Below are 19,348 nucleotides of genomic sequence, written 5' to 3'. Positions count from 1 at the left end.
GGCCAGAGCAGGAGCACCGCGCCAAACATGCCAAAGAACGCAGCGCCAGATCATGAAACAGCGGCCGATCTGGTCGAGCAGGGATGGGATGCCCTGACCGGGGATTACACCAGCGTGGGGGATATCGTGGATACGCTCGGACGGGCCAATTTCGCACCCCTGCTGATCCTGCCTGCCTTGGCGCTGGTTTCGCCGCTCAGCGGGGTGCCGGGCTTTACCACCCTGTGCGGGCTCATCATCGCGGCGGTCTCTTTGCAGCAGATGGTCCACCGCTCATCGCTCTGGCTGCCACACTGGGGCCGCGCCGCCCGCCTGCGCACAAGCCGGGTGCGAGAGGTCTATCGCTGGTTTCGCATCCCCGCGCGTTGGCTTGACCGGGTCACGCGCCGGCGTCTGCACATTCTGGTGACAGAACCGCTGGTGATCCTGCCACAGCTTTTCTGCCTGATCCTCGGCGCGGTGATGCCTTTTCTCGAACTGATCCCCTTCACCTCTTCGATCTTGGGCGTGGTGATTACCGCCCTCGCCGTCGGCATGTTTGTCGGCGACGGTCTCTTGGTCTTGCTCGGGATGCTCTTGGCCATCGGGGCTGCGACCGGCGTCGCAACGCTCGTGATTACTTGACCGTGCCCCCCCCTGAATGCAACTGAGGCGCCCATCCACCAGATGCGCGCCTCATATGTCTCACAGGGTCGGATCAAACGGTTAGCTCTGCACATCCTGCGATGCACCCGTCACCGCCTGTCCGGCATCCTCGATATCGCGACCGGCACCCTCGACCGTCTCGCAGCCTGCCAGAACGCCCATGAAGAGCAGCGAAATGAGGGAAAGTTTTGCACGTGTCATTGCGATCTCCGTTTGATTTCTTGTGCTAAGACAACGCAGAACACCCTATTAGGTTCCGTCCGCCACGCATATTTCCGGCAAACTCAGGCGTCGTCCTCGTCCTGCGTGGGCCATGTCATCGGAAAGACAACATGCAACTCATACCGGTCCGGTTGCGGGGAAATCTCAAGCGTGCCGTTCAACTGAGCCACAAAGGATTCGATCAGCTTCGATCCCAGCCCCGACCCATCAATCGGCGTGACCTCAGCCTCCTCCGCAGGGTGCCCATCTGGCGCACGCGAGTTTACGACGCTCAGGCAAAAACTGTCCTCCGAGACCGATTTCAACGCAATGTTGATCCAGGCATCGGTGCCACGCGACATGCCGCAATATTTCACGGCGTTGATCGCGGCTTCTGTCGTCAAGAGGGACAGGGGCACCGATTGATCCGGACTGATTTCCACAGGCTCCAGCGCGGTTGTCACCGCGATCTGCCGCCCCCTGTCGTCCAAGGTTCCGACGATAACCAATTGCTGAATGATATCCTCAAGCAGCGTGTCGGCCCGCACCAGCGACAGCTTGCGCGCCAGATAAAGGTATCGGTGAATCGCCGACAGCGCCATCACCCGATCCTGCACCCGCCGCAAGAGATGCTTGGCCTCAAGACTGCCCGTCGCGCGAATCTGCATGTTGAGCATGCTTGAGATCAGCTGAAGATTGTTTTTGACCCGGTGATGCACCTCGCGCAACAGCACGGTCTTTTCGTTCAGGTCTTCCTCCAGCCGCCGCTCCTGCTCTGACAGCCGCCGCGTCATCGCCCGAAATGCCTCGGCCACCACCTCCAACTCTTCGGGCGCATTGTCGAGCCGGGCCTTGTCCAGGTCACCGCGTCCCGCCGCATATAGCCGCATCCAGGATCGCAGACGGCGCACATGCCGGATCACCAGATGATTGACCCCAATATAGGCCACGATGATCGTGATCACCCACATCGCCAGCGGCAGATAGAGCGCAAAGGTGCCCTCATATCCCGGCAGCCATCCGCTCTTGTGTCGCGGCTCCCAACTGCCCAGCGCCAGCACCCGGTCACCCACAATCGGCACCACCGCAAAATCGCGGGTAATACCATCCTGATTCACGTCGCGAAACGTCTGCCGCCCGCTGTCGGCCAGATCCTCTAGCCCATGTGAGGCAGGCAAAACCGAGCGCCGAAAATCCGAAAATTCCGCGGTGGCGACAATCTCGCCCTCGGATTGAAACAGCACCAGATCGACATCGGGCACCACCGTCGACAGTTGGTCATTCAAGGCACTGATCGGCACCGCGATCCAGACCGTTCCACGAAATTGCCCCGCCGCGAATACCGGCACCGCAACACTGACCGTGGCAATCCCCCCGATGAATTCCAGCGGATGCATCAGAATTTCGGTCCGCCGCCCCGTAAGCTCGGAACGGATGGACGCCAGATTGCTCAGATCTTGCCGCCCGCCATTCGACGCACAGACCAGCGAGAGCGTGTCATCGACAAACCCCGCAAAACTATAGATCGGGCTCTCTTCCACAACCCGCGCCATCACCGCATCGCAGGTCTCCTCCTCGGTATCAAAGACCGACACCGTGATCGCCAGGGTCTCGGCCGTGCTCAGCGCGGATTGGATGATGTCGCGGCTCTCCGACACCGCCTGCTGGGTCTGCTCCAAGAGCGCGGTTTCCGACAGGGCCTGCCGTTCTTCCAGAACCTTGTAGGTCTGATAGACCGACACAAACCCAAGCGGCAGAATGGCAAGGCTCAGCCCAATACCCAATTGCAGCGCCAGATTAGGCGTCCAGAGCCCGCTCAGCGCGGCCAGGCGCGACCTCATGCAACAGAGGTTCCGGTTACGACGGCCATCGTCGCGGAATCGGTCAGTTCCAACTCGTCCTCATCATCCAGATGCATCAACTCCGCCAACCGCTTGCGCGCGCGATTGGTTCGGCTCTTGATCGTGCCCACCGCACAGCCGCACATTTCGGCGGCCTCCTCATAGGAAAACCCTTCGGCCCCCACCAGGATCAGAACCTCGCGTTGCTCATCCGTCAATTGCGCAAAGGCCGCGTGGAAATCCGTCATTGCCAGATGCCCGTCATGCGCGGGCTTCTCCGACAATTGACCAGCCATCTTGCCATCGGGGTCCTCAACCTCGCGGCGACGCTTGCGATACAGGGAATAATAGGTGTTGCGCAGAATGGTGAACAGCCACGCGCGCAGATTGGTGCCGGGCTTGAACTTGTCAAAATTTCCCCAGGCCTTGACCACCGCGTCCTGCACCAGATCATCCGCCGTCGCGGAATTGCGCGTCAGGTTCAACGCAAAGGCGCGCATTGCAGGCAAATGCCCGATCAATTCGTCGCGCGGGTCCATTCGGGGCGTCTGATCATCCATCACGAGTCGTCACCAGACGGCTTTTGCTTCTCGTCCGTTTGCTCGCGCAACTGCTCCAGCAGCTTGATAAAGCGGTCCGGTACGGGCTCCTTGGCCGTGTCCGCATAGGCACGCCGGAGATTCTCGTCGATCGTTTCAGTCAATTTCTTGGTCCTGCGATTCTTTTCCATTTCGCCTATTCATCTGCCACTAAGAGAACGGCACTTTTCTGCACCCGGTCGGGAACATAACACGCAGCTCGGCGTTTGGTTCCCTCAAAGGACACTTTTTTGAGGACAGACATGATGGACACACCGCGCCAGCCGGACCTGAGCACTCAGATCGCCGAACACCTCCCCTATCTGCGGCGCTATGCACGCGCCCTGACCGGCAATCAGCAGACAGGCGATCACTACGCGCTCGCCACGCTCGAGGCCTTGCTCGAGGATCGCACTGTCTTCAACACCGGACTTGCGCCAAAACCTGCGCTCTTCCACGCCTTTCATCAGATATGGATGTCCTCCGGTGCCCCCATTGCCGAGGCCGACGGTGCCTCTTCCCCCGAGGCGCGCGCGCAATGGCGGCTGTCCACCCTCACCCCGAACACCCGCGAGGCGCTGTTGCTGCACAGCATCGAGGGGTTTCGCGTGTCTGACATCGCCCAGATCATCGGCGCCACGGCAGACGAGGTCAGCACGCTCTTGACCATCGCGCGCACCGAAATGACCAATGCGATCAGCGGGCGGATCATGATCATCGAGGATGAGGCGATCATCGCCATGGATATTCGCGCCATTGTCGAAGACATGGGCCATGACGTCACCGGCATTGCCCGCACCCGCGATGAGGCCGTGAAACTCGCCCGCCGCGACCCGCCCGATATGATCCTGGCCGATATCCAACTGGCCGATAAATCGTCCGGTATCGACGCGGTCAATCACATCCTCAAAGAGCTTGGCGATCGGCCTATCGTCTTCATCACCGCCTTCCCCGAGCGCCTGTTGACCGGCGAACGGCCGGAACCGGCCTTTCTGATCACCAAACCCTATAGCGAGGAACAGGTGCAATCCGCCGTGAGCCAAGCCATGTTTTTTGCCAGCACCGAAACACTTCAGGGCTGATCTGGCCAGAAAAAGACCCCGCGCGATGGGCGCGGGGTCCTATGCCGTCTCACTCACGGCGCGCGGCCACGCAAGGCGCGTGCGATCATCGCCACGACAAACAACACAAGAAAGATCACGAACAGGATCTGCGCAATCCCCGCCGAGGCCGAGGCAACGCCGCCAAACCCCAAAACACCGGCGATCAGCGCGACCACCAAAAAGACAAGTGCCCAATAAAGCATCGGAATCTCCTTTCAAAGCAACAAGGTTTCGATTGCTAACCCAACGGGCACAGCCCTGTTTGGTTCCCGCAGCACCGTCTTTTCCCTCAAAAACGCTTTTTTCCAGAATGCCCGGAACATCGCGCGCCCGCCTGCGTTGAGCATTATGAAACAACATGAAAGGACGCCCCAATGGCACAGGCAAAATCCGCCGACACATCGCCGCAAGACGAGATGGATCACCTCTCCCAGCAGATTTCGACACTGCGAGAGGATATTTCGGCCATTTCGAAAACCCTCGCAGGCCTTGGCGGAACCACCCGCGATGCGGCGGTGGATGGCGCACGCCGCAAGGTGTCACAGCTGCGCGACGCCAGCTCCGAACAGCTGCACGCAGCACAACACCGCGCCGAGGACATGGGCCAACAGGCGGCCGATGCCGTGCGCAACCAGCCCGCGGCCGCAGTTGGCCTTGCGGTGGGGGTGGGCTTTTTGCTCGGGTTCCTGACAGGCCGGAAATAACCGATGAGCGGCCTTGTCTCTGACATCCGCCGTCGGGCGCGCCATACGGCGCGTGCGGCGGCCTTTACCGTGGCAGGTGTCATATTTGGTATGGCGGGCTTGGCCTTTCTGACCGTGGCGCTCTGGATTCTGATCGCCACATATCAGAGCGCGCTTATCGCCCATGCCGTGATTGGGGGGCTCTATCTGCTCCTTGGCATGTGCTTCCTGGCCTTTGGCAGTCACTCAACCGACGCAGAGACCGCCCCGCCGCCCCCCGCTGCCAGAGAACCGCTGCTGCAGGTCGCCGAGGCCTTTGCCGTCGGCTTGCAGGCCGGTCGCGCCGCACGCGCGCCACGCTCCTAAGACCCTTTACCAGACCTCAGCGCGTCACGCACCCTTGACCAAGGGGGGCAACACACCGCGCACCATGTCATCGGTAAAGGGACGCACAAGCATGGCCCAGCCTTGCTTGGCAACTTTGATCTCGTCGTCTTCGCCCATGGTCAGCACGATCCGTGCACCCCGCCGGGCGAGCGCGCGGTCAAGCGCCGCCTCCACCACCTGATCATAACGCATTTCAAGAAACGCCGCCGAAATACGCGCCTCTCCGTCGAGCACGCGAATCAACTCATCCGGGTGCGGCACATTGAGAACACGACAGGGGCCCACTGCCTGAAGCGCGCCACAAAGATCCTCTGCAATCAATATGTTGCTGTCCAAGACGATATAGACCGGCGGCTCCGGCTGCGTCGTCTCATCATAGGGCATAAGGGGCTCTTTCATCGTATCAGGTCCAAACATCCCTCATTCTGGAACATAATCCGACCTTCTGCATTAAACTATGACATCTCGACGGAGTTTTCGCATGGTTACAGATTGTCAGAATTGCCCGCTGCGCAGCCGCGCCATCTTTGCGCCAATGACGGACACTGAGGTGGCCTTCATGCAGGGTTTCAAAACCGGCGAGCTTGAGGTTGAAGGCGGCTCCACCCTGATGATGGAGGCCTCCAACAGCCCGCAGCTCTACACCGCCCTGCGCGGCATGGGCCTGCGCTACAAGACCCTGCTCTCGGGCGAACGACAAGTCATCAACTTCGTGATGCCCGGCGATTTCATCGGGTTACAAGCGGGGGTGATGCAGGAAATGCAACATTCCGTCGAGGCGACAACAGATATGAAACTCTGCGTCTTTGACCGCAAACGCCTCTGGGCGCTCTTTCGCGACCATCCCGACCGCGCCTATGACCTGACCTGGATTGCCGCCGTCGAAGAGCACCTCCTGGGCGAGAGCCTCGCGATCCTCGGGCATATGAGCGGGATCGAGCGCATCGCGCGCGCCTTTGTGCGTCTCTTCGATCGCGGCGCGGCGATTGGCCTGACCCGTGGCGCGGACATGCCCCTGCCCTACCGGCAACAGGATCTCGCCGACGCACTTGGCCTCTCGGTGGTGCATGTCAACAAGATGCTCAAACGCCTGCGCGAACAGGGGGCCGCCACATGGCAGAACGGTCGTCTGACGGTCCATGACCGTGACCGTCTTTGCGCTATTGCGCAACTTGACCGCGACCGCACGCCAATGACCCGCCCGCTGATCTAACACCGTCACAGGGTCAATTTCCTGCGCCACGGAACCAATCGCGCGCTCATGCGTTCTCATCGTCATGCACAGATTATCCGTCAACGATGATCCGACTCTTCGCATGGCGGTGATCGTGATCGCACTCATCCTAAGCTTTGCCGCCCTCAAGATCGGCGCTGATATCTTCGCACCGATGACCTTGGCCATCGTCACCGGGGTCATGCTCGCCCCTGTCACGGATGTCTTCGAACGGATCGGCTTTTCCCCAGGTCTTGCCGCCTCGACCGTGTTGATCCTCGGGGTCTCGGCCATTGGCATCCTCGCCATCCTGGCCGAACCCGTGATCTGGCAGATCGCCGAAGAACTGCCGCGCATCCAATACGAACTCCGCTCGATCATCGCAGAATTCAGCAACCTCATTCGCGGCCTGCAAGAAATCAACCGAGAGGTCGAGGCCGCACTTGGGGCCGCTCCAAACCCCGCAAAGGACACCGGAGAAGGCGGCAGCATACCAAGTATCACAAGTGCGCTCTTCATGGCCCCTCTGGTTCTGGCGCAGGTGCTGGTCTTTTGCGGCACGCTTTTCTTCTTTTTGCTGACCCGTAAAGGCATGTATGCGTGGCTGTCGCTCTGGATCGGCACTCCGGACGATACCGCCGACCTTCTCCGCCGTTTTACCAATGCCGAGCGGCTGGTGGCCCGCTATTTTCTCGCGATTTCCAGTATAAATGCCGGCCTTGGCGCGGCCTTGGGCGGGGCGCTCTTGCTGATCAACCTGCCGGGGCCTTTCGTCTGGGCCATGGTCGCGGCCTTGCTTAATTTCGTGCTCTACGTGGGGCCAATGACCGTAACTGCGGGGCTGCTCGTGGCGGGCATCGTGGCCTTTGACGACCTGATGGTTCTGGCGCCGCCTGCGATCTTTCTGGCGCTCAACATGCTTGAGGCCCAGTTCGCAACGCCCGCCCTCGTCGGACGCCACATTTCTGTAAACCCGCTCCTGATCTTCGTATCGCTGGTATTCTGGCTCTGGCTGTGGGGTCCCATTGGCGGCATCATCGCCATTCCGGTTCTGGTCATCGCCCTGGCCCTGCTCGACATCTTCGCAGTTGACGGCAAACCACACGAGAGCGGGCCTTAAACCACCTCTTCGGGCATGCCCGGCAAGGGCATGGCAATCGCCTTGGCAACATCGGAATCGTAATCCACCAGAAATCCCGCACGATGCCGGGGCGGCAACACACTATTTCCACCGACCATGTCCTGCCACGCACCAAAGGCCGTTTCGAGATCCAGAAACGATGCATCCGCCTCCTTTGGCAACCAACAGCCCATGACCCTTGCCCGAAGCTCGGCCACCTGATCGCTCCGGGTTACATGCAGCCCCGCTTCGGTGTCCCATCTCATGCTGCGTCCGTTGAGATTGGCAGAAGAAACTATCGCCTCCGCCTCATCAAAGATCGAAACCTTGGAATGCACATAGATCAGCGGCGCGCCCTCCAGCGCATCACGCGCGGCGCTGTCGCTGGCGCGTGGCTGCACCGGCGACGCGATCACCAACCGCTCAGGCCCGAACGCCGCCTTGAGATAGGCCAGCGCGCGCGCCTGCTGATGCTCGCCAAACCGCCCATCCAGCCCCGGATCACTCGAAAACGCCACCTCCTCAGGGGCCGCTGGCAGCACAAGGATCAGGCGCAGGTCCGGGCATTGCCGGGCCCGCCGCGCCAAGGCCCGCGCCAGCGGCACATACCTAAAATACTGCGTTTCCAGATAAATCAGCCGCTCCGCCTTGGCGATCGCCGCGATATGCGCGCGCTCTATCTCGCGCAGCACCGTATGCGGTGACAACCGCATCGGCGCGCTCAACCGGCGGCGCGACAGCGTGCGCAAAAATCCCGGCACAGAGGGCGGCGGCGCGGATTTACGCGCAACCGCCGCCAGAAACCCCTCCAGATGTGCCTGTGCTGCCTCGGCAACCGGGCCCGTCGCAAGAACCTGCACATCATGCCAGGTCTGGTGCGGCTCTTGGCGATGGCGCTTGGTATCATACCGCCGCTCATTAAGATCGAGACCGCCGATATAAACCAGACGGCGGTCGAACACCGCCAGCTTCTGATGATGCGTCGCCGGGTGCAGGTCCATCAACCGCAGCGGAAAACAGAGCTGATCCCGCGCATCCACACGGCAAAGGCTGCGCAAGCGCGGCGTCTCGACCCGGAACCGCTCGCGTTGCGGTTTGGTCATGTGGCACCAGCGGTCCACCATCTCGCGGAGTTTCATCCGCACCAACGGATAGAACAGCACGCGCGGCAATAGCCCGCTCTTGGCCTCATGCAGCGCCACGGTAAAGTCGAGCCGCGCCTCTGGCTGCGCCATTTCCCGTACCGCCGCGATTTGACGCAGGGTTTGCCATGCCAACCGGTGCAGATGCACCGCCGCGATCGGATCGAAATCGGAGACCAGCAGACGGATCGACACCCCGCGATCAAGCGTGTGAACGAAAAGATCAAACCACGTGGCACCGATTGCGCGCGCCTCGGCAGAGCGCAATCGCGTCCGCAGGTCAAACACCCGGAAACAGGCCGAAATCTCGGTTTGCGCCTGCAAAAAGGCGCGCTCCAAAGCCGGATACGCCTCTTCCGCGGTAATCAGAACCTTGAGGTCTGTGATCGCATCTGCCGCTGTATCACCCTGCGCGGGCCTGCTCTGGGTCATGGTCCTGCCGATCAGAGGTTGAATCCAAGGCCGGTCTCCCGGACGATCTGTCGTAAATGCCCCCGCCGGGACAGGCGGGGGCACGCACCCCAGGGACACGGGCCGGGTGCGGCAGAGCTTGGCTTGCATCTGGGGGATGACAGTCAGGCTCCGGACGGTCAGCGCATCACGCTGACCATGGTCTTGTAACGCGCCTTCCCCCGTTCGGTTCCCTGAAAAGCGCGACGACACCAAAGACGAGATGCCCTCGGCCTTGGCACAAGGACGGCATTACACCCGACCAGAGCGCGGCCCGAACAAGAGCCACAGAATAAAGCCCAAAAGCGGCAGCAACAGGACCAACACCACCCAAAGCACCTTCTTGCCCGTGGTCGCCCCCGACCCCACAACAGAGATGATAGCCCAAATATCGAGGATCAACAGAATGATCCCGCCAATGCCAGTAATCTCAAGCATGTTCCAAACTCCAATCTTGCAGGGCGCGCCACATCTGGACCCCGCAGAGGCCAGCCCGCAGCAGGCGGGGGCACGTCACCGGAAAACGCGCGACAGCCGTCAAAGTTCCTTCAGGTTCACAAGTATATTTTGACCATTTTTTGAAACCTTGCGCGCCTCTGACGGTTGGATTGACAGAGGGCCGCCTCTCTGCGGCCTCTCATCAATGCAGGACAAAGGAGCTCATCCATGAAACGCATTCTCGCAACCACCGCAATCGTCGCACTCAGCGCAATGCCGGTTCTGGCGCAGTCGGACACCACCGATCAGACCGCCCCAAGCGCGACCGAGTCCTCTGACATGACCACCGGCCAGTCGGGGACCAAGGCGAACCCAGAGGCCAACGCTGGATCCACGGCGGACACAACCACCACTGCCGACGCCGCAACCATGCCGGAACTGTCCGGCGACGAGCGCGCGGCCCTCACCGCCGAGGATCTTCAAGGCGTGGCACTCTATGACAGCGCAGACGAGCATGTCGGCGAAATCTCGGACATTGTCGTGACCGATGATGGTCAGGTCGAGCATGTGATCGTCGATGTTGGCGGCTTTCTCGGGCTGGGCGAAAAGCCGGTCGCCGTAGACTTTGACGACATCACCCTCAGCCATGACGCGGACAGCGTGACGTCGTCCATCCAAGCCACGACCAGCCTCACGGTCGGGGACTTCGAGACCATGAAAGAATGGCAAGGTTAACCCCCTCGCAACATCCTCTCTTGATCGGGCCGGGCATCTTTGCCCGGCCCTTTTTCTTGACGCGGAGGCCTTCATAAACCGTGTTCACGCGAAACCCAAGCGGGGCCGATTCATCGACGGGCGGCGCATCTGGCCACCGCATTGGAGCTATGTCACACCGTGACCCACATCGGCCTCAGAACGGCACCGCCGCCCGAAACTTGACGCCGGCCCCGCCATCGGGATGCCGCAGCCGCAATTCCTCGGAATGCAGCATCAGGCGCGGAAAATCCCGCGCCGCCCCGCTCGCATAGAGCGGATCTCCCAAAATCACATGGCCCAGCGCCAGCATATGCACCCGCAACTGATGGCTCCGCCCGGTCTTGGGGCTCAGCCGCACCCGGCTCTCCTCGTCGCCTGCGCGCAGCACCCGCCATTCGGTCAAGGCCGCGCGCCCGGTCTCGTGACAGACCTTTTGCAACGGGCGGTTGGGCCAATCCACGATGAGCGGCAGATCGACCACGCCGGTTTCCGGCTCCATCCGCCCCCAGACCCGCGCCACATAGGTCTTGCGCACCTGCCGCTTCTCGAATTGCAGCCCCAGATGCCGCTGCGCATGCGGCGTCAGCGCAAAGATCATCACGCCGGACGTATCGCGGTCCAGCCGATGCACCAAGAGCGCGGTGGGAAACACATCGCGCACCCGCGCCATCAGGCAATCGGCCAGATGCTCCCCCTTGCCCGGCACACTCAAGAGGCCCGCAGGCTTGTTCACCACGACGATCTCGTGATCGTCATGCAGCACCTCAAGCGGATCGGTCGGCGGATCATAATCAGTCATGGCCGCGCCTTACACGACTCGCCCCGCCATGACCACTCCCACATTCATCTGGCCCGAAATACCTCGGGGGGCGTGGGGGGCTGGCCCCCCACCCTGCTCACGCCTTCACGCGCTCGGATCTGGGATCATACATCGGCCTGAGCGACGCCTCCGCCTTCACCCTGACCCCGGCCACATCGACCTCGTAGCTTGAGGCCAGAACCTGCTCCGCGCTCTCGCCCTTGCAAGGCACATAGCCGAGGCCCATCGCACCGCCCAGATGATGCCCATAGGCGCCCGAACTCAGATAGCCCACGATCTCGCCGTCCCTCAGCAAGGGCTCGTTGTGATAGAGCATCGGCTCGGGGTCCGTCAGGCGAAACTGCACCAACCGCCGCTCCAACCCCGCCTCGCGCTTGGCCAGAACGGCCTCGCGCCCGATGAAATCGGCCTTGCCCGTGGCCACGGCAAAGCCAAGCCCCGCCTCCAACACGTGATCCTCGCAGGTGATGTCATGGCCGAAATGCCGGAACGCCTTTTCGATGCGGCAACTGTCCATCGCGTGCATTCCGCAGAGTTTCAGCCCGTGGTCCGCCCCCGCCGCATGCAGCACCTCGAACACATGGCCGCACATATCGGCACTCACATAGATCTCCCATCCCAACTCGCCCACATAGGACACGCGATGCGCCCGCGCGACACCCATCCCGATCTCGATCTGCCGGGCATGGCCAAAGGGATGCGCAGCGTTCGAGAAATCGTCAGGCGAGACCGCGCGCATGAGGTCGCGCGCCTTCGGCCCCATCACGGCCAGCACGCCCTCGCCCGCCGTCACATCGGTGATCACGACCGCGCGCTCGCCCACATGCCGCCGCAGCCATGTTTCATCCGCCAGCCGCGTCGCCGCCGGTGTCACCACCAGATAGGCGGTCTCGCTCAGCCGCGTCACCGTCACATCCGCCTCGATACCGCCCTTGGCATTCAGGAACTGCGTATAGACGATCCGTCCCGGCGCCACCGACATATCCGCCCCGCAGACATGGTTCAAAAACGCCTCGGCGTCGCGACCCTCGACCCGCAGCTTGCCGAAACTCGACATATCGTACATGCCCACGGCCCCGCGAATGGCCCGCACCTCCGCCGCCCTGTTCTCAAACCAGTTCTGCCGCTTCCAGCTATAGCGATACTCCCGCTCCTGCCCGGCCTCCGCATACCAATTGGCCCGCTCCCAGCCCGCCAATTCACCCATGACAGCACCTTGGGCCAAGAGTTGCGCATGAAACGGCGTGCGCCGCACACCGCGCGCCGTGGCCTTTTGCCGGTAGGGGTAGTGATCGGCATAGAGCAGACCCAAGGTTTCCTTGGAGCGCTCGAACAAATAGCGCTTGTTGCCCTGAAAGGGCTGCATCCGCGCCACATCCACATCGCCCAGATCAAATGGCCGCTCTCCCGCATCCATCCAGAGCGACAGCGCATGGCCCGCCCCCCCGGCCGACTGGATGCCGATGGAATTGAACCCGGCGGCAACCCAGACATTGTCCATCTCGGGGCAGAGCCCCAGATGATAGGCATCATCGGGGGTAAAACTTTCCGGACCGTTAAAGAAGGTGTGAATTCCCGCCTCCGCCAGCATCGGCATCCGGTTCACCGCCGCTTCCAGGATCGGCTCGAAATGGTCGAAATCCTCGGGCAGCTGGTCAAATTCGAAACTCTCGGGGATGCCATTCATCCCCCAGGGCTTTGACACCGGCTCGAATGCGCCCAGCATGATCTTGCCGGCATCTTCCTTGTAATAGGCGCATTCATCGGGCACCCGCAGGACCGGCAATTGCGTGAGGCCCGCGATCGGCTCGGACACGATATAGAAATGCTCGCAGGCATGCAGCGGCACATTGGTGCCCGCCATCCGGCCCACCTCATGCCCCCACATGCCCGCGCAATTGACGATTACCTCACAGGCGATATGGCCCGCGCTGCCGTCCTCGCCCTGCCAATCGACCCCGGTCACGCGCCGCCCCGCGCGGGCAATCCCCGTGACCTTGACCCGCTCCTGCACCCGTGCGCCGCGGTTGCGCGCGCCCTTGGCCAGCGCCAGCGCGATATTCGCGGGGTCCGCCTGCCCGTCCGTGGGCAACCAGACACCGCCCGTGACCCCGTCAAGGTTGAGATGCGGATAGCGCGCGTTGATCTCGGCCGGGCTCATTTCCTCGACCGGCACGCCAAAGGCGCGCGCCATCGCGGCATTGCGCTTGAGTTCCTCCAGCCGCTCACCCGTCAGCGCGACCGACACCGATCCCACTTGCCGAAACCCGGTGGCAACGCCGGTCTCGGCCTCAAGCCCGGTGTAGAGCTCTGCCGAATACCGCGCGAGCCGTGTCATATTGGCCGAGGCACGCAATTGCCCGATCAGCCCGGCCGCATGCCAGGTGGTGCCCGATGTCAATTGCTTGCGCTCCAGCAGGACGACATCCTGCCAACCAAGCTTGGTCAGATGATAGGCCACGGAACAGCCCACGACGCCGCCGCCGATGATGACCACACGGGCCTGAGTTGGAAGATCGGTCATTCATAACCCCATGATATAACGATGAAAGTCTCAGACGATGTCATGCCCGGCCGCGCGCAGCCGCCGTGCCAGTTCCGCGATATGCGCAGGCCCCACTTCACAGCAGCCGCCCACGATGCTGGCCCCTTGCGCGACCCAGCCCATGGCAAAATCGGCATAGGCGTCCGGGCTCAAATCGCTGCGCTGCTCCAGCGCATCCACCGTGGGCGCCGCCCCCAGAAAGCCCGCGCTGATGCAGGTAAAGCCATTGGCATAGGCCCCGGAAGGCACGCCGAACCCGCGTACGATCTCCAGCCCCGCCGCCACGGATTCAGGCCGCGTGCAGTTGATCAACACCGCCTCGGGCGCAAACTCGGCCACCAACGCGGCCAAATCGCCCAAGCCCTCGCCCGAGCGCAGCCGCGTGCCGTCGTCATCCATCACCGTGACCCCCAACCACACCGGCAGGCCGCTCTGCCCCGCCGCCATCAACCCGCCGCGCGCCTGATCGACCGAGGCCATGGTTTCCAGCAGGATCAGGTCCACCCGATCCCTGAGCAACGCCACATTCTCCGCATAGAGCGCTGCGGCCTCTACGGCGGGCGGGCAGAGGTCAGGCCGATAGGACTGCACCAGAGGCCCGATCGCTCCGGCCACCCGGCCCGAGCCATGGGCATCGCGTGCCGCCACCGCTGCCGATACCGCCACATCGGTCAGCTGCGCCACCTCATCCTGCAATCCGACGCGCGTCAGCCGGTCGCGCAGCACCGCATAGGTATTGGTCGAGGCCACCGTGGCCCCCGCCGCGAAATAATCGTCATGCACCAACCGGACGAATCCGGGGTGGTCGATCATCACCTGCGTCGACCAGAGCGGCGTCGCCCGGTCGCCCGAGCGTTTCACCAATTCCTGCCCGATAGAGCCATCGAGCAGCGTGATTGCGGTCATTCTTTGTCCTCCGGGGGTAAAAGCACCAATTTCCCAGCATGGGTCTTGGCCTGAAAATCGGCTTGCGCGCGGGCGATGTCGCGCAACGGGTAGGTGGCGGCAATGCGAGGGCGCACGCGCCCCGCGCGCGCCATCTCGATCAACCGGGCAAAGACCTGAGGCGCCTGATAGGTGCAGCCATGCAGCGTGATGTCGCGCAGATAAATGCGCCTCAGATCAACCGTGATCATCGGTCCGGCAATGGCCCCTGCCACGGCATAATGCCCGCCGGGGCGCAACGCATCAATCAGCGCGGCAACGCCCGCACCGCCCACAAGGTCGATCACCGCGTCATAGCGGTCCTGCGGCAAGGGCGCGTCGCGCGCGATCACCTCTGCCGCGCCTTCCTCGCGCAACACCGCCGCCTTGACGGCGGCGGCCATCCCCGTCACGCGCGCGCCCATCGCCGCCGCAAGCTGCACCGCCGCAAGGCCGACATTGCCCGACGCCCCGGTGATCAACACCTCTTGCCCCGGCCCAACCCCCGCCCGATCCAAGAGGCCCAGCGCCGTGCCAAAACCGCATGGCAGCGCCGCAATCTCGATATCCGAGAGCGGCACATCGCTCACGTCATAGAGGTCATCGGCGCGCATCAGGCAGTATTCCGCAAAGGCCCCGTCAATCTCAGAACCCAGCGCGATGAACCCGACCGGATTTTCCTCGGTCGGGCGCGAAATGTTGATGGGGCACGTCACGCGCGCACCCAGCGCAGGCGTTTCGACCCCCGCGCCGCGTGCCACCACCTCGCCACAGAGATCACCGCCCTGAATACGCGGAAACGCCAGCGCGCCCGCCCAGCCGCCGCTCTCCACACCGTCCGCAGTCTCGCCGGTGGCCCCTGCCACCGCCGCCGCATACCACCCTTCGCGCGTGTTGATGTCAGTGTTGTTGACACCCGCCGCCCGCACCCGCACCAGCACCTCGCCGGGGCCGGGCCGTGGCACGGGAATATCCGCGCGCCACGCCAAGGCCTCAGGTCCACCATGACGGGTGAGATACACGCCGCACATGGTCTCAGGCAGGGTCATGCCCGCAACCGCTCATTCTCCGGATCCCAGAGGGGCGCGTCGGGCTGCACCACCGCGCGGCAGCGTTCCCCGTAAATCTCCACCTCGATTTCGGTTCCCGGCACCGCCAGATCGTTGCGCAACATGCCCAGGGCCACGCTGGCCTTCACCCGGTAGCCCCAGGCCCCGCTCGTGGTTTCGCCCACGATCTGCCCCTCATGCCAGAGCGTCGACATATAGGGCGCATCCGCTGCCTTGGCGTCGACGATCAGCGTGACAAAGCGTTTCTTCACCCCCCGCTGCTTCTCGGCCAAGAGCGCCGCCTTGCCGGGGAAATCCTGCGGCTTGTCCAGTTTGACGAACCGGTCCAACCCTCCCTCCAGCATCGAATAATCGGTGCTCAGATCGCCTTTCCACGCGCGATAGCCCTTCTCGATCCGCAAGGAATTCAGCGCGAACATGCCAAAGGGTTTCACCCCCGCCGCCATCAACGCCTCATAGATCGCCGGGATCGCCGCATTCTCGGCATGGATTTCCCAGCCCAATTCGCCGGTAAAGCTCACCCGCATCAGAAACGCCTTTTGCCCCGCGACGGTCGCATGCTGATGGCTCAGCCACGGCAGGCTCAGATCGGCATCGGTCAGCCCCGCCAGGATCTCGCGGCTTTTCGGCCCCGCCAGAAGCAGCGCATCGCGCTCCGTCGTGGTCTCGCGCAGGCTCAGCCCCTCGGGCAGCGCCTTTCGCACCAATTCGCCGTCATGCCATTGCGCGGTGGCCGCCGTGATCAGCACGAAACTGTCCTCTTTCAGCCGGATGCAGGAAAACTCCGTCACGATCCGCCCTCGCGTGTCGGCCACATAAACCAGGTTCATCCGCCCCACCTTGGGCAATCCCCCCGTCACAAAGCCGCGCAGCCAGTCATCGGCCCCCGCCCCCTCGATCCAGAGCCGGGTGAACCCCGGCAGATCGAGCACGCCGCAGGCATCGCGCACCGCCTCGCATTCCTCGCGAATGCGCGCCTCCCACGGGCCCGCGCGGTCCCAGGTCTGCGTCGCGGCCTCCGAGGTGTCGTCGCCGGGCTTGGCAAACCAATTGGCCCGCTCCCAACCATTGTAGACGCCCATGACGCCACCCAATGCCTTCACCTTGTCATGTACCGGGCTCACCTTGCGATCCGGTGCCGCGGGCCATCTGTGCCACGGGAAATGCATGGCATATTCATGCCCATACACTTCCATCCCCTTGGCGATGCAATAGTCCGGGTCGGTGTAATCGGTATAGCGGCGCGGGTCACAGGCCCACATGTCCCACTCGGTCGCGCCTTCCGTCACCCATTCCGCCAGCACCTTGCCTGCACCGCCGCCCTGCGCGATGCCAAAGGTAAAGACACAGGCCTCGAACGCATTGGGCACCCCCGGCATCGGCCCGATCAGCGGCAGACCATCGGGCGCATAGGGAATGGGGCCATTGATGACCTTGGAAATCCCCGCCTGCCCCAGCAACGGCACCCGCGCCATCGCATCCTCGATATACCACTCCAGCCGCTCCAGATCGTCGGGGTAGAGCTGAAAGCTGAAATCCTCCGGCATCGGATCCTCGGGCTTCACCCAATGCGCCTTGCAATTGCGCTCATAGGGCCCAAGGTTCAGACCGTATTTTTCCTGCCGCAGGTAGTAAGAGCTGTCGACATCGCGCAAGAGCGGCAATTTATGCCCCTGCTCCCGGCTCCACGCCTCCAGTTCCGGGATTTCATCGGTCAAAAGATACTGATGGCTCATCACCATCATCGGCACCGTGCGCCCGCCATAGGGCTTGAACCATTCGCCCACCCGCTGCGCATAATATCCGGCGGCGTTGACCACATACTCACACCGGATTTCGCCCTTCTCGGTCTCGACGATCCATTCCCCATTCTCACGCCGCACGCCCGTGGCGGGCGTGAACCGCAGGATCGTCGCCCCCATGTCGCGCGCGCCCTTGGCCAAGGCCTGCGTCACCTGTGCGGGATCAATATCGCCATCATTGGGATCATAGAGCGCGCCTTGCAGGTCATGCGTCTCCAGAAACGGATAGCGCGCCTTGATCTCGTCCACCCCGAGGATATCAAGATCCATCCCCTGATACTTGCCCATCCCCCGCGCGCGCTGAAATTCCTGCATGCGCTCGCGGCTATGCGCCAGACGGATCGAGCCGGTCTGGTGGTAATTCATCGGATAGTCCACCTCGGCCCCGAGGCGTGCATAAAGCTCGGTGGAATAGCGCTGCATGTTCATCACCGACCAGCTTGTCGAAAACGTCGGCACATTGCCCGCCGCATGCCATGTGCTGCCAGCGGTCAACTCGTTCTTTTCGAGCAGCACACAATCGCGCCACCCCGCCTTTGCCAGATGATAGAGGCAGGACGCGCCCACCACGCCCCCGCCGATGATCACAACCCGCGCCGTGCCCGGAAATTCCGCCATGTCCCTCTCCCTCAGTCCTTCTGCGGCACGCCGTCCGCGATGTCGTAATAATCACCCTTGTCCTTGACAAAGATGTGCTTCTCCAAGCGCAGCCCGGTCGGCGCCTCCAGCGCCCCCAGCGCGAAACTCATGGTGTCCTCCGCATGCGCGGCCCAGAACAGGAACGAGCCGCACCTGGGGCAAAAGCCGCGCTTGGCGATGTCGCTCGCCGCGTACCAGCTCACGGGTCCCGAAATGCTCAAATCCGACCGCGCCACATAGGCCGAGGCCCAGACATGCCCCGATTGCTTGCGGCACTGCCCGCAATGACAGGCACTCGCCCCTTCAGGCGCGGCGTTGACCGTAAATGTCACATCTCCACACAGACACGATCCCTTGTGCATCATCCTCTCCCCGGAGTTACGGCGCTGCCCAGCGCCACGCCATAGATCACGAAACAGGCGGCCATCCCCCGCCGCAGCCAGACATTGAACACAGCCCCCAGCGCCGCCCGGCCAAGCCCCGCCCCAAGCGCGGTGTAGCCCACATAGCTCAGCGTCGTCAGGCTCAGCGCCGTGGGGAAAATCACCCACATCTGCGCGCCAATCGGCACATCGGGCTGCACGAATTGGCTAAACGCCGCCAGATACCCCGCCACGCTCTTGGGGTTGATCGTGGCAATCGCCAGCGCCCGCCAATAGACCGAGCCTTTCGGGGCCTCCCCCGCCTCAACAGGTCGCCGCGCCATGATCCAACCGCGCACGCCCAGGTAAATCAGGAACCCCGCCCCGATCAGCTTGGCCACCTGAAACGCCACCGGCGAGGCTGCAATCAGCGCCGTGATCCCCGCTGCCGACAGGCTCAGGAACAGCGTCGCCTGCGTCAGAATCGCCAACACCCCCCACAGGCTGCGCCGAAACCCGATCGTCATGCCATTGGTGATGCAATTGACCGCATTCGGCCCCGGCGTGGTGACGAACACCACCCAGAAGAGCGCAAAGACGGTCCAAGCGTGATAGCTCATGGCGCGCCC

At 62.8% G+C, this 19,348-nt stretch carries 22 protein-coding genes; 7 read left to right on the top strand and 15 right to left on the bottom strand.

What is annotated here, in order from left to right; all coding sequences use genetic code 11:
* Positions 1 to 27: 27 nt before the first annotated feature.
* On the top strand, positions 28 to 624 hold the full coding sequence (locus tag ROSMUC_RS12575) for an exopolysaccharide biosynthesis protein (RefSeq protein WP_037273559.1): 597 nt from the start codon (positions 28 to 30) through the stop codon (positions 622 to 624).
* 81 nt (positions 625 to 705) lie between these two features.
* On the opposite strand, the gene ROSMUC_RS12570 is transcribed toward ROSMUC_RS12575, so the two are convergent.
* The 4 genes from ROSMUC_RS12570 to ROSMUC_RS12555 all read right to left on the bottom strand — a co-directional run bounded on the left by ROSMUC_RS12570 (position 706) and on the right by ROSMUC_RS12555 (position 3,390).
* Positions 706 to 846, bottom strand: coding sequence for an entericidin A/B family lipoprotein (locus ROSMUC_RS12570; protein WP_008283225.1), 141 nt, complete (start codon positions 844 to 846; stop codon positions 706 to 708).
* Positions 847 to 929: 83 nt separating this feature from the next.
* Complete coding sequence (locus ROSMUC_RS12565; RefSeq protein ID WP_037273554.1) at positions 930 to 2,687, bottom strand: sensor histidine kinase; 1,758 nt, start codon at positions 2,685 to 2,687, stop codon at positions 930 to 932.
* Positions 2,684 to 3,247 (bottom strand): RNA polymerase sigma factor, encoded by a 564-nt coding sequence (locus tag ROSMUC_RS12560; protein WP_052115337.1) that lies wholly within the window; start codon positions 3,245 to 3,247, stop codon positions 2,684 to 2,686. The genes ROSMUC_RS12565 and ROSMUC_RS12560 overlap by 4 nt, the downstream gene beginning before the upstream one ends.
* On the bottom strand, positions 3,247 to 3,390 hold the full coding sequence (locus tag ROSMUC_RS12555; protein WP_425442807.1) for a NepR family anti-sigma factor: 144 nt from the start codon (positions 3,388 to 3,390) through the stop codon (positions 3,247 to 3,249). The genes ROSMUC_RS12560 and ROSMUC_RS12555 overlap by 1 nt, the downstream gene beginning before the upstream one ends.
* 141 nt (positions 3,391 to 3,531) lie before the next feature.
* Between ROSMUC_RS12555 and ROSMUC_RS12550 the strand changes: the two genes are divergently transcribed.
* A complete protein-coding gene (locus ROSMUC_RS12550) occupies positions 3,532 to 4,347 on the top strand; it encodes a response regulator (RefSeq protein ID WP_037274073.1) in 816 nt (271 codons plus the stop codon).
* A 53-nt stretch (positions 4,348 to 4,400) separates the two neighbouring features.
* Here the strand turns inward: ROSMUC_RS12550 and ROSMUC_RS12545 are convergent, their stop codons facing one another.
* Positions 4,401 to 4,571, bottom strand: a complete 171-nt coding sequence (locus tag ROSMUC_RS12545) for a DUF1328 domain-containing protein (RefSeq protein ID WP_009817562.1) — start codon at positions 4,569 to 4,571, stop codon at positions 4,401 to 4,403.
* A gap of 171 nt (positions 4,572 to 4,742) precedes the next feature.
* Here ROSMUC_RS12545 and ROSMUC_RS12540 point away from each other — a divergent pair, with 171 nt between their 5' ends.
* Together ROSMUC_RS12540 and ROSMUC_RS12535 are read left to right on the top strand one after the other, a co-directional pair.
* On the top strand, positions 4,743 to 5,072 hold the full coding sequence (locus ROSMUC_RS12540) for an ElaB/YgaM/YqjD family protein (RefSeq protein WP_037273548.1): 330 nt from the start codon (positions 4,743 to 4,745) through the stop codon (positions 5,070 to 5,072).
* Between the two features lie 3 nt (positions 5,073 to 5,075).
* Positions 5,076 to 5,417: a phage holin family protein gene (locus ROSMUC_RS12535; protein ID WP_037273546.1), complete on the top strand. Its 342-nt coding sequence runs from the start codon at positions 5,076 to 5,078 to the stop codon at positions 5,415 to 5,417.
* A gap of 24 nt (positions 5,418 to 5,441) precedes the next feature.
* On the opposite strand, the gene ROSMUC_RS12530 is transcribed toward ROSMUC_RS12535, so the two are convergent.
* Complete coding sequence (locus tag ROSMUC_RS12530; RefSeq protein WP_245875172.1) at positions 5,442 to 5,837, bottom strand: hypothetical protein; 396 nt, start codon at positions 5,835 to 5,837, stop codon at positions 5,442 to 5,444.
* Positions 5,838 to 5,919: 82 nt separating this feature from the next.
* Between ROSMUC_RS12530 and ROSMUC_RS12525 the strand changes: the two genes are divergently transcribed.
* Together ROSMUC_RS12525 and ROSMUC_RS12520 are read left to right on the top strand one after the other, a co-directional pair.
* Positions 5,920 to 6,651, top strand: coding sequence for a Crp/Fnr family transcriptional regulator (locus ROSMUC_RS12525; protein WP_037273541.1), 732 nt, complete (start codon positions 5,920 to 5,922; stop codon positions 6,649 to 6,651).
* Positions 6,652 to 6,715: 64 nt separating this feature from the next.
* On the top strand, positions 6,716 to 7,771 hold the full coding sequence (locus ROSMUC_RS12520; protein WP_037273539.1) for an AI-2E family transporter: 1,056 nt from the start codon (positions 6,716 to 6,718) through the stop codon (positions 7,769 to 7,771).
* On the opposite strand, the gene ROSMUC_RS12515 is transcribed toward ROSMUC_RS12520, so the two are convergent.
* Both ROSMUC_RS12515 and ROSMUC_RS12510 read right to left on the bottom strand, forming a co-directional pair.
* Positions 7,768 to 9,345, bottom strand: coding sequence for a phospholipase D family protein (locus ROSMUC_RS12515; protein WP_037273537.1), 1,578 nt, complete (start codon positions 9,343 to 9,345; stop codon positions 7,768 to 7,770). The two genes, ROSMUC_RS12520 and ROSMUC_RS12515, sit on opposite strands and share 4 nt — an antisense overlap.
* 270 nt (positions 9,346 to 9,615) lie before the next feature.
* Positions 9,616 to 9,801 carry a PLDc N-terminal domain-containing protein gene (locus tag ROSMUC_RS12510; protein WP_037273534.1) on the bottom strand — a complete coding sequence of 62 codons (186 nt, stop codon included), beginning with the start codon at positions 9,799 to 9,801 and terminating at the stop codon, positions 9,616 to 9,618.
* A 228-nt stretch (positions 9,802 to 10,029) separates the two neighbouring features.
* Here ROSMUC_RS12510 and ROSMUC_RS12505 point away from each other — a divergent pair, with 228 nt between their 5' ends.
* The gene (locus ROSMUC_RS12505) at positions 10,030 to 10,536 is read left to right on the top strand and encodes a PRC-barrel domain-containing protein (RefSeq protein ID WP_052115336.1); all 507 of its coding nucleotides are present in this window, start codon (positions 10,030 to 10,032) and stop codon (positions 10,534 to 10,536) included.
* A 175-nt stretch (positions 10,537 to 10,711) separates the two neighbouring features.
* Here ROSMUC_RS12505 and ROSMUC_RS12500 read toward each other — a convergent pair whose 3' ends face one another.
* From ROSMUC_RS12500 to ROSMUC_RS12470, 7 genes are all read right to left on the bottom strand, one after another.
* Positions 10,712 to 11,356 carry a pseudouridine synthase gene (locus ROSMUC_RS12500; protein WP_037273532.1) on the bottom strand — a complete coding sequence of 215 codons (645 nt, stop codon included), beginning with the start codon at positions 11,354 to 11,356 and terminating at the stop codon, positions 10,712 to 10,714.
* Between the two features lie 97 nt (positions 11,357 to 11,453).
* Positions 11,454 to 13,901 (bottom strand): GcvT family protein, encoded by a 2,448-nt coding sequence (locus ROSMUC_RS12495; protein WP_037273530.1) that lies wholly within the window; start codon positions 13,899 to 13,901, stop codon positions 11,454 to 11,456.
* Between the two features lie 30 nt (positions 13,902 to 13,931).
* Positions 13,932 to 14,828 carry a homocysteine S-methyltransferase family protein gene (locus ROSMUC_RS12490; protein ID WP_037273527.1) on the bottom strand — a complete coding sequence of 299 codons (897 nt, stop codon included), beginning with the start codon at positions 14,826 to 14,828 and terminating at the stop codon, positions 13,932 to 13,934.
* The gene (locus ROSMUC_RS12485) at positions 14,825 to 15,895 is read right to left on the bottom strand and encodes a zinc-binding dehydrogenase (protein WP_037273524.1); all 1,071 of its coding nucleotides are present in this window, start codon (positions 15,893 to 15,895) and stop codon (positions 14,825 to 14,827) included. Before ROSMUC_RS12485 ends, ROSMUC_RS12490 begins: the two co-directional genes overlap by 4 nt.
* Positions 15,892 to 18,336: a GcvT family protein gene (locus ROSMUC_RS12480; RefSeq protein WP_037273522.1), complete on the bottom strand. Its 2,445-nt coding sequence runs from the start codon at positions 18,334 to 18,336 to the stop codon at positions 15,892 to 15,894. The genes ROSMUC_RS12485 and ROSMUC_RS12480 overlap by 4 nt, the downstream gene beginning before the upstream one ends.
* 11 nt (positions 18,337 to 18,347) lie before the next feature.
* Complete coding sequence (locus tag ROSMUC_RS12475; protein WP_206018450.1) at positions 18,348 to 18,719, bottom strand: GFA family protein; 372 nt, start codon at positions 18,717 to 18,719, stop codon at positions 18,348 to 18,350.
* Positions 18,719 to 19,339 carry a LysE family translocator gene (locus tag ROSMUC_RS12470; protein ID WP_037273517.1) on the bottom strand — a complete coding sequence of 207 codons (621 nt, stop codon included), beginning with the start codon at positions 19,337 to 19,339 and terminating at the stop codon, positions 18,719 to 18,721. Before ROSMUC_RS12470 ends, ROSMUC_RS12475 begins: the two co-directional genes overlap by 1 nt.
* Positions 19,340 to 19,348: the final 9 nt, after the last annotated feature.

This window comes from Roseovarius mucosus DSM 17069 (assembly GCF_000768555.3).
Classification (GTDB): domain Bacteria; phylum Pseudomonadota; class Alphaproteobacteria; order Rhodobacterales; family Rhodobacteraceae; genus Roseovarius; species Roseovarius mucosus.
Note: the sequence above shows the minus strand (reverse complement) of the source record. Positions and strands in the feature narration are given on the sequence as shown.